This is a genomic window from Vibrio sp. Y29_XK_CS5, assembly GCF_024181835.1.
Taxonomy (GTDB): domain Bacteria; phylum Pseudomonadota; class Gammaproteobacteria; order Enterobacterales; family Vibrionaceae; genus Vibrio; species Vibrio harveyi.
This window is the reverse complement of record NZ_JAMZAM010000001.1, coordinates 2,267,546-2,275,497: the sequence shown is the minus strand read 5'-3', so window position 1 is coordinate 2,275,497 and position 7,952 is coordinate 2,267,546. Positions and strand designations below refer to the sequence as shown.

At 46.1% G+C, this 7,952-nt stretch carries 7 protein-coding genes, 1 rRNA gene and 1 riboswitch; of the genes, 4 read left to right on the top strand and 4 right to left on the bottom strand.

All coding sequences use genetic code 11. The annotated features are described in order from the left end of the window. Both NL647_RS10245 and NL647_RS10240 read right to left on the bottom strand, forming a co-directional pair. A 16S ribosomal RNA gene (locus NL647_RS10245) occupies nucleotides 1–192 on the bottom strand; the annotation flags it as partial. A 539-nt stretch (nucleotides 193–731) separates the two neighbouring features. Beyond that, the gene (locus NL647_RS10240) at nucleotides 732–1,256 is read right to left on the bottom strand and encodes a DUF3087 domain-containing protein (RefSeq protein WP_050903265.1); all 525 of its coding nucleotides are present in this window, start codon (nucleotides 1,254–1,256) and stop codon (nucleotides 732–734) included. Between the two features lie 158 nt (nucleotides 1,257–1,414). Between NL647_RS10240 and trmY the strand changes: the two genes are divergently transcribed. After that, nucleotides 1,415–2,014: a tRNA (pseudouridine(54)-N(1))-methyltransferase TrmY gene (trmY, locus tag NL647_RS10235; RefSeq protein WP_050903264.1), complete on the top strand. Its 600-nt coding sequence runs from the start codon at nucleotides 1,415–1,417 to the stop codon at nucleotides 2,012–2,014. Between the two features lie 77 nt (nucleotides 2,015–2,091). On the opposite strand, the gene NL647_RS10230 is transcribed toward trmY, so the two are convergent. Both NL647_RS10230 and NL647_RS10225 read right to left on the bottom strand, forming a co-directional pair. Continuing rightward, the gene (locus NL647_RS10230) at nucleotides 2,092–3,435 is read right to left on the bottom strand and encodes a TldD/PmbA family protein (protein ID WP_253650098.1); all 1,344 of its coding nucleotides are present in this window, start codon (nucleotides 3,433–3,435) and stop codon (nucleotides 2,092–2,094) included. Beyond that, the gene (locus NL647_RS10225; protein ID WP_253650097.1) at nucleotides 3,435–4,820 is read right to left on the bottom strand and encodes a TldD/PmbA family protein; all 1,386 of its coding nucleotides are present in this window, start codon (nucleotides 4,818–4,820) and stop codon (nucleotides 3,435–3,437) included. The genes NL647_RS10230 and NL647_RS10225 overlap by 1 nt, the downstream gene beginning before the upstream one ends. 481 nt (nucleotides 4,821–5,301) lie before the next feature. After that, a riboswitch (TPP riboswitch) is annotated at nucleotides 5,302–5,412 on the top strand. A gap of 109 nt (nucleotides 5,413–5,521) precedes the next feature. Here NL647_RS10225 and thiD point away from each other — a divergent pair. From thiD to NL647_RS10210, 3 genes are read left to right on the top strand one after another with little or no spacing between them, the layout of a single operon-like run. Continuing rightward, nucleotides 5,522–6,394 carry a bifunctional hydroxymethylpyrimidine kinase/phosphomethylpyrimidine kinase gene (gene thiD / locus NL647_RS10220; RefSeq protein WP_029788742.1) on the top strand — a complete coding sequence of 291 codons (873 nt, stop codon included), beginning with the start codon at nucleotides 5,522–5,524 and terminating at the stop codon, nucleotides 6,392–6,394. Further along, on the top strand, nucleotides 6,384–7,139 hold the full coding sequence (locus tag NL647_RS10215) for an ABC transporter ATP-binding protein (protein WP_017189900.1): 756 nt from the start codon (nucleotides 6,384–6,386) through the stop codon (nucleotides 7,137–7,139). Before thiD ends, NL647_RS10215 begins: the two co-directional genes overlap by 11 nt. Next, a complete protein-coding gene (locus tag NL647_RS10210; RefSeq protein WP_050906726.1) occupies nucleotides 7,132–7,932 on the top strand; it encodes an ABC transporter permease in 801 nt (266 codons plus the stop codon). The genes NL647_RS10215 and NL647_RS10210 overlap by 8 nt, the downstream gene beginning before the upstream one ends. The last annotated feature ends 20 nt before the right edge of the window (nucleotides 7,933–7,952 follow it).

The window sequence follows — 7,952 nt, the reverse complement described above, 5'->3', positions numbered from 1 at the left end:
TTATGCGGTATTAGCCATCGTTTCCAATGGTTATCCCCCACATCAGGGCAATTTCCTAGGCATTACTCACCCGTCCGCCGCTCGACGCCGTTATCGTTCCCCGAAGGTTCAGATAACTCGTTTCCGCTCGACTTGCATGTGTTAGGCCTGCCGCCAGCGTTCAATCTGAGCCATGATCAAACTCTTCAATTTAAAGTTTTTGATTCCCTAAATAAATAGGGAGAGGCTCAATGAATACTGACTTCAAAACTACTAATGTAATTTTAAAGCTATTATCGTTCCAACAGAACGATAATGAATTGACTGTGCCAAGTCCGAAGACTTGATTGGTCACTTCGTTTCATTGAAACCTAATTTGAAACCGCTCTTTATTAAGAGAAATTTCTAATTGGATTATCATCAACGAGTGCCCACACAGATTGATAGGTCTATATTGTTAAAGAGCTTGCTTCGTAAGCTTTGCTATCGAAGCGGAGGCGTATTCTAAGGAATTAATTCTTAGTGTCAAACACTTTTTTAAATTAATTTTTAGAAGCTTTTTCTTTCGCCTCATTGCCAACCGCTTTTGCGTTTCCGCTTTGCCCTGACAACGGAGGCGCATTATAGGGAGATGATTTTTCTTGGCAACCCTTTTTTAGAAAAAAACTTAAAAAAAAGCGTTGAGTGATGAAATCTCACTCAAACGCTTATTTTTAGCACTTAGTTGTTAACTTCAAGTAGCAAATAGGCAATCAATATGTGTCTATCCAAGACTCTTCAAAGCTAGCGATATCCAGATCCAGTGATTGCGCCGCTTCTATTTGTTCAATTGCCTCTAATTCTTTATTTACACTGCTCATCGTTAATGTGTTGTTGTCTAACTCAAACACCTGACTTTGAGTCGTATAGTAGAACTTAAGTATCGTCAGCGCTTTTACATCGTGCTCAACAGAAGCGGCATTAATGCTTTTCAGTTTGCGAAAGATCTTGTTGTGCAGTTGCTTGAGTTTCCAGACATACAACACTTCTTCCATATAAGGGCGTGTTTTGAATTGGTTCAACAAAGACAGTGAAGTGGCTAAGGCGAGCACAACACCAATTAAGTTCCAATGAAAGTTCCCCGTCGATTGTTCAGGTACTACATCTGTATTACCGAACAAGATAATTAATAAAGTACTAAAAGCAAGAGAAGAGATCGCAAGCAAGGCAACAAAGCCACCAATCACTAGGTTGACCTTCTTTCTATAGACTTGTTTGTTTATTTTTTTGATTTCCATATACCGCTCCTAACAGGTTGCCTCTATTCTAACCAGCACACTCCTTACGACAATCGAAGCTTTGTAAGTAAGTTCACATTTGCTATTAAACTCGCATCCCTTCCCTGCTTGGGTATATACTTCCTCGCATTCACTCTTCCTATATAGAGGCTAAATTCATGCGCTCTTTTGTTTTACGAGCTCGCGCGGCGCCAACCACCAGCAAAGCACTGTTAGAAGGTGTTGGTAATGAAGCGCATACAGAGATTCTTGCTCATACCATGATGAACACTATGTTCGTTGCTCAATCGCACCGCGAAGATGTGGTTGTGCACTTGGTTTTAGAAAGCACAAAAGATTTCTCACGTACCATTACCGTTCGCTCCAACGACATAACCAACATTGGCGGCTTCCATGAGTCAACTTTGATTGCAGCGGTGGCTCGCGCTTTAGACGCTTCGGTTGGTATGGGTAAAGAGCAGCTTCGTGAAGTCGAACCTGGCATCACCGTTCGTACAGTCAGCTTTGAACGCTTAGTGCAAGAACTGGCAGAAGATCACCAACTATATATGTTGGATAAAAAAGGCGAATTTGTTCGTGATGCAGAAATCGGTGGAAACCCATGTTTCTTGCTAACTGACCATATTCCGATGCCGAAGAAGTCTTTTAACAGCTTAAAGCGCCTTGGCACAGAGAAGATCAGCTTAGGTCCTAAGATGCTGTTCGCTTCTCAGTGTGTGGTATTGATCCACAATGAGTTAGACATTCGCGAATTTTAATTCTCACGAGTTAATCATTCGATAAAAGAAAGAGGACTCCATTGAGTCCTCTTTTTGTTTCTATAGGAATGCCGGAGTTATTTACCGCCAATGCTCAAACGAGCAAAACGAACGTCTGGCGAGAAGAAAGTACGGCTATCGTTAATTAGCTGAGTATCACCCACAGCCTCAACTTCTTGCAACATCTTGTAGAAGTTACCCGCTACAGTGATACCACGCACTGGTTGAACGCGCTCACCATCACGGCACAAGAAGCCACTCGCACCAAACGAGAAATCACCACTCACCGCATCCGCGCCAGAGTGAACACCCTGCAGTTCGACTAACTCTAGGTACTCACCCGCTTTCACTTCTGACGCACTACTGTTGCCTGTCGCAATCACTTTGTGATTCGCTGATACTTCTAGGCTCGATTTTGCACCGCGAGCGGCACTTGCTGTCGAGACTGCACCCAAGTAACTTGCGGTCTGGCTGTTGTGTAGCAAGGTTTTCAACTCACCATTAGCAATCATCACATTGTCTTGAGTAGCAAAGCCTTCACTATCAAAACTTGCGATTGCCATACCATTTGGCATGTAAGCCGTGTCAGTAAAGGTAATTAAATCACTCGCAACACGTTGACCAAGCTTATCACCCAGTGGCGTAATGCCTTTCATCGCGCTTACGCCAGAGAAAGCACTGCCGAAAGCACCGAATAAACTTGCTAGCGCATTGATATGGAAGATAGCAGGGTAGTTACCCGTCGCAACCGGTGCACCTTCAAGAAGATCTCGAGCAAGGTTGTAACCGCCTTCTATACAGTAAGCTGGATTCAACTCATCAAAACGGCGACCAAGTGACATTCTCCCCGCCATTGACTGTTTGCCGTCTTTTTCAAACAAGGTATACGCGTAACAAGTGAACGAGCGCTCGAAGTGTTGACACAATGTGCCTTGAGTATTGGCAATGATTAGTTGTGTTTCGCCATCGCTGTAACCATTGTAAGGTGCGCTAGAAGCGTGAGGTAGAGCGACTACGCCTTGCTCAAGTGCGAGAGACAGTTCAATTTTTTCATCAACAGAAGTCGTATCTTCTTGTGAAATCTCAGCAACATCAGTCGCAATTTGGCTGTTCACGCAACTAATCGTCTGATGTTCATCTTGCTTGGAAAAGCGAGCGCTTTGCAGTGCGTTGGTCAGCATCAAATCTAAGCTTGGTTGCTCTAACGACTCAGAATAGCTTGTTGCAACACGCGCATCTTTCACAACACGAACACCCAGAACTTGGCTTGAGCTTACTTTGTACTCATCCAGCTTTCCTTGGTTCGCTTTCAAAGAAAAGCTGCTGTTGCGGTTTACAATGACGTCCGCTTCTGCACCTTGGCGTTTTGCTTCTGATAGGACGTAATCAACCGCATTAAGAAGTTGTTGTTCTTGGCTCATTAGTTACCGCCTCCTACCAGAATGTTATCTACTTTCAGCGTTGGCTGACCGACTGTTGTTGGCACTGAACCACTCACGGAACCACACATGCCCGGCGCAAGCGCCATGTCTTTGCCGACCATGCTGATTTCTTTCAGCACTTTTGGACCCGTGCTGATCAGCGTTGCAGTTTTCAGAGGTTTGGTGATTTTGCCATTTTCAATGAGGTAAGCTTCACGAACGGCAAAGTTGAACTCCCCCGTACCCGGTTGAACCGAGCCGCCGCCCATCTTCTTCGCATAGATACCACGCTCGATGCCTGTCAGCATGTCATCAAGTGAATGCTCGCCTTCTTCGATAAAGGTGTTACGCATACGCGAGGTTGGTGCGAACTTGTAGTTTTGACGACGACCAGACCCCGTAGGTTCGTAACCTGTCTTCATGCCCCCCATTTTATCGACCATGAAGCTGGTAAGCTTACCGTCTTTGATCAATTGAGTGCGCTGAGTCTTCATGCCTTCATCATCAACATGAATCGAGCCCCATTCGTTAGTCATGGTGCCATCATCGACTGCATTCACTGCGGTGTGAGCAACCATTTCGCCCATCTTGTCGTGGAAGACTGATGCTTTCTTCGCAACTGAAGTGGTTTCTAACAAGTGACCACATGCTTCATGGAAGATAACGCCACCAAAGCCGTTACCAATCACCACCGGCATTTCACCCGATGGACAAGCATCCGCACCAAGTTTAACCAACGCTTGCTGCGCGATAGTTTGACCTAGCACTTTGGCATCAAGCTGTTCACTGAACTCCCAACCAGCAAGAGCGCCAGGACCTTCCATACCAGAAGACTGCTCATTACCTTTTTGAGCGACGGTATTACCAGCAACTCGTATGTAGTGACGAGTATCGTCAACGTGTAGACCTTCTGAGTTGAAGATAGACACTTGTTGTTCGCGCTGAAGCACACTGCCGATGAACTGGCTGATATGTTCACTCTCTGCGCGTGCGGCTTGGTCAACTTGCAATAAGAAAGCAATTTTAGAATCTAGGTTAGCGTCTTTGCCAAGTGGCATACGACAACCATGTTGAATTGGGTAGCGGTTCAGATTGAGAGAACCTGCTGAGGCGATTTGCTCACGCTTGTCTTTTGCTGCAAGCAGTGAGGTTACGCGTTTAAGCTCAGCTTCATCGGTGCTGTTGGTGTAACCGTAAAGCACTTTATGACCGAAGAAGAGACGAATACCGATACCAAAATCGATACCCGAGTTCACCTTGTCCACCTCACCAGATGCGATCTGGACAGTGTTGGTTTGATGGTGTTCAACGAATAGCTCAGCGAAATCAGCCCCTAAAAAGAGGGCATGATCGATCACCGCTTTCGCTGTTACAGAATTAAGCATGAAATCTCCTTGCTCGTTGATCGTCCTAGCCTTCCCCACCTTTGAGTTAGACTCTGTTTATAACAGTCATAACCTAAATTGGATGACTCAAAAGGATATTGGCAACGCGTTAAATATTAACACTTTTTTAACCTTGTTTTATGCTAATCCTTGTTAAATCAAAGAACGAATCGTTACGTATTATGTCGACATCTCACTATTAGATAGTGTCTTGAACTGCCAGTTTCAATGCAGCACGTTATTTACACTAAATTCTGCCACCACATTGCTGTTGGATTCACAAAATAATAAGGGTTCCAGCTAGGCAACAAGCGAAAGAGTCCCATGAGCATAGTTAGCCTATGTGATTGGGCGAGTGAGCGCAGTTAACAACGCTGGGGCTCTAATTACGAAGAGAATCCAGTTCTCATATTTAAATGATGACTCTCTCTAGCCATAAAAAAACACGTGCACCGTAACTGAGTGAACTGCTATTATCTTGACGAAATAGTCGGGGGGCCCATGCAGTGAATGCATCGGCTGAGATCGAAATTCGAGACCCGTTGAACCTGATTCAGTTAGCACTGACGTAGGGAACTATCATCACTTTGCCACTAGCTTGCCTTGAGTCTCTACCAGTGCAGCTAGCCCAATGGATCCGATCACCGATCTTCCCTTGCTTGGCCAAGTCAGTTCCTGTACGTCTTGTAATAGGAGCGACCATGGCGCAGCAGTCAAGCCAAGAAAAACCATCAACACAGCCACAAGCAGCAACTTCAACAGACACACCGATTGTGTTAACGATTGCAGGTTCTGATAGCGGTGGCGGCGCAGGCATTCAAGCCGACATAAAAGCGATGTCCGCAACCGGCAGTTTTGCTTGCTCGGTAATCACGGCGATTACTTCGCAAAATACCCAAGGCGTTTCTGCGATTTTCCCAATCCCTCTCGACCATGTAGAGAGCCAACTTGATGCGGTATTTACCGACCTCAACATCGTTGCAGTTAAAGTGGGCATGCTGGCCGATTCCAATATCATCAAAGTCGTTGCAGACAAAATTAAACAATACCAGCCAAAACACCTCGTGATTGACCCTGTTATGGTGGCCACCAGCGGCGATCTATTACTGGAACAGTCGGCAATCAGCACTTTAAAAGAAGAATTGATTCCGCTCGCAGACATCATTACCCCTAACCTACCTGAAGGTGCAGCATTGACAGGTAAACCAGTTCCTCAATCAGAATCTGAAATGAACGATATGATTGCTGACTTGCGCGCATTAGGGGCAAAAGCGGTGCTGTTAAAAGGCGGTCATCTGGAAAAAGACGAAAACAGCAACGATCTGCTGATCATGCAAGACAATGCCGAGTTAATTAGCGCTAAACGCTTTCCAACCAAAAACACCCATGGCACAGGCTGCACGCTGTCTTCTGCTATCGCGTCTTACCTTGGTCAAGGCAACAACCTGCACAAAGCGGTGCACCTAGGTAAGCAGTACATCAGCCAAGCTATCGCACACGCTGACGAATTGGATGTCGGTAAAGGTCATGGTCCTGTGAACCATTTTTTTACAGGTCACACGCATGTGCGCTAATGCACTCGGCATTCAGCTTACCGAAGCAAGTCTGCAATACAAAGACAGCCAAACACCAACATTAGCAGGGTTGAGTATGACCATCCCTGCCAATCAATGGACGGTGTTACTTGGTCGCAGTGGTTGCGGAAAAACGACGATCCTTCGTTATCTAGCGGGTTTGTTAGACGACAAAGTCGAATGGCATGGCGAGTTAACGACCACGGATGGCATCACCTTACACAAGCGTATTGCCTACATGGCGCAGCAAGACTTGTTGCTGCCGTGGTTAAATGTGTTAGACAACGTCTGCCTAAGTTCTCGATTTTCTCAAGATCAAGCACCAGAACAAAATAAACAACGTGCACTGACTTTACTCAGCCAAGTGGGACTCGCCGATTACGCGGATGCTAAGCCAGCTCAACTATCTGGCGGCATGAGACAACGTGTTGCCCTTGCTCGTACTCTGATGCAAGACAAACCTTTGGTTTTGATGGATGAGCCTTTCTCTGCGTTGGACGCGGTTACTCGCCATAAATTGCAAACCTTGTCTGCCGAATTATTGAAAGATAAGACGGTCGTTCTTATTACCCACGACCCGCAAGAAGCGGTGCGATTAGCGCACCAACTCTATGTGTTGCAAGGCACACCTGCGCAAGCTCAGCACTTAGTCGTTCCAGACTCCAAGCCGCCACGAGTTCTCGATGGAGAGTGCGCCGCGCTTCAACAAGCGATTTTGGATCAATTGGAGAAAGACTATGAGTGATATGACTCAGTACAACTCCGTTTCGGCACGTATTAATAAAAAAGAACGCGTAACCCATCCAGCTCTGCGCTTGGTCATAAGCACTGCGGTGATCTTGGGATTGTGGCAGTTGGTCGTGGTGATATTCGATATGCCAAGCTTCATCTTACCTTCACCTATTGAAGTGCTGGATAGATTGGTCACTCGTTACGATGTATTGCTCAAACATACTTGGGTTACTGCGCAAGAGATTTTACTTGGCTTGGCGCTTGGATTATCGATGGGTTTGCTGTTCGCATTGCAAATGCTGATGTTCGAGCCGCTGAAGCGTTGGTTACTGCCAATTCTGATTGCTAGCCAAGCGATCCCTGTGTTCGCCATCGCGCCAGTGCTCATGCTTTGGCTCGGTTACGGCATTGCTTCAAAAGTTGTTATGGCGGCGATCATCATCTTTTTCCCCGTCACGACATGTTGCTACGACGGCTTACGCAATACACCAACAGGTTACCTCGATCTTGCCAAGACCATGGGCGCGTCTAAATGGCAGCTACTTCGTCATATTCAATTGCCAGCCGCACTACCAACTTTAGCCTCAGGTATTCGTGTTGCCGTCGTTATTGCGCCAATTGGAGCAGTGGTCGGTGAGTGGGTAGGTTCAAGTGAAGGCTTGGGTTATCTGATGCTCCAAGCCAACGCTCGCATGATCATTGATGAGATGTTTGCGGCGCTGTTTATCCTCGCCGTGCTGTCTATCTCACTCTACTTCATCACCGATAAATTATTGAAAAAAGCCATCCCTTGGGAAAGCAAGTAATTGCCGAAAATAACCAAAGG

Coding starts and splice junctions, on each gene's coding strand:
- thiD (WP_029788742.1), top strand. CDS start 5,522: ATGGCGCAGCAGTCAAGCCAAGAAAAACCATCAACACAGCCACAAGCA.
- NL647_RS10225 (WP_253650097.1), bottom strand. CDS start 4,820: ATGCTTAATTCTGTAACAGCGAAAGCGGTGATCGATCATGCCCTCTTT.
- NL647_RS10240 (WP_050903265.1), bottom strand. CDS start 1,256: ATGGAAATCAAAAAAATAAACAAACAAGTCTATAGAAAGAAGGTCAAC.
- NL647_RS10215 (WP_017189900.1), top strand. CDS start 6,384: ATGTGCGCTAATGCACTCGGCATTCAGCTTACCGAAGCAAGTCTGCAA.
- trmY (WP_050903264.1), top strand. CDS start 1,415: ATGCGCTCTTTTGTTTTACGAGCTCGCGCGGCGCCAACCACCAGCAAA.
- NL647_RS10210 (WP_050906726.1), top strand. CDS start 7,132: ATGAGTGATATGACTCAGTACAACTCCGTTTCGGCACGTATTAATAAA.
- NL647_RS10230 (WP_253650098.1), bottom strand. CDS start 3,435: ATGAGCCAAGAACAACAACTTCTTAATGCGGTTGATTACGTCCTATCA.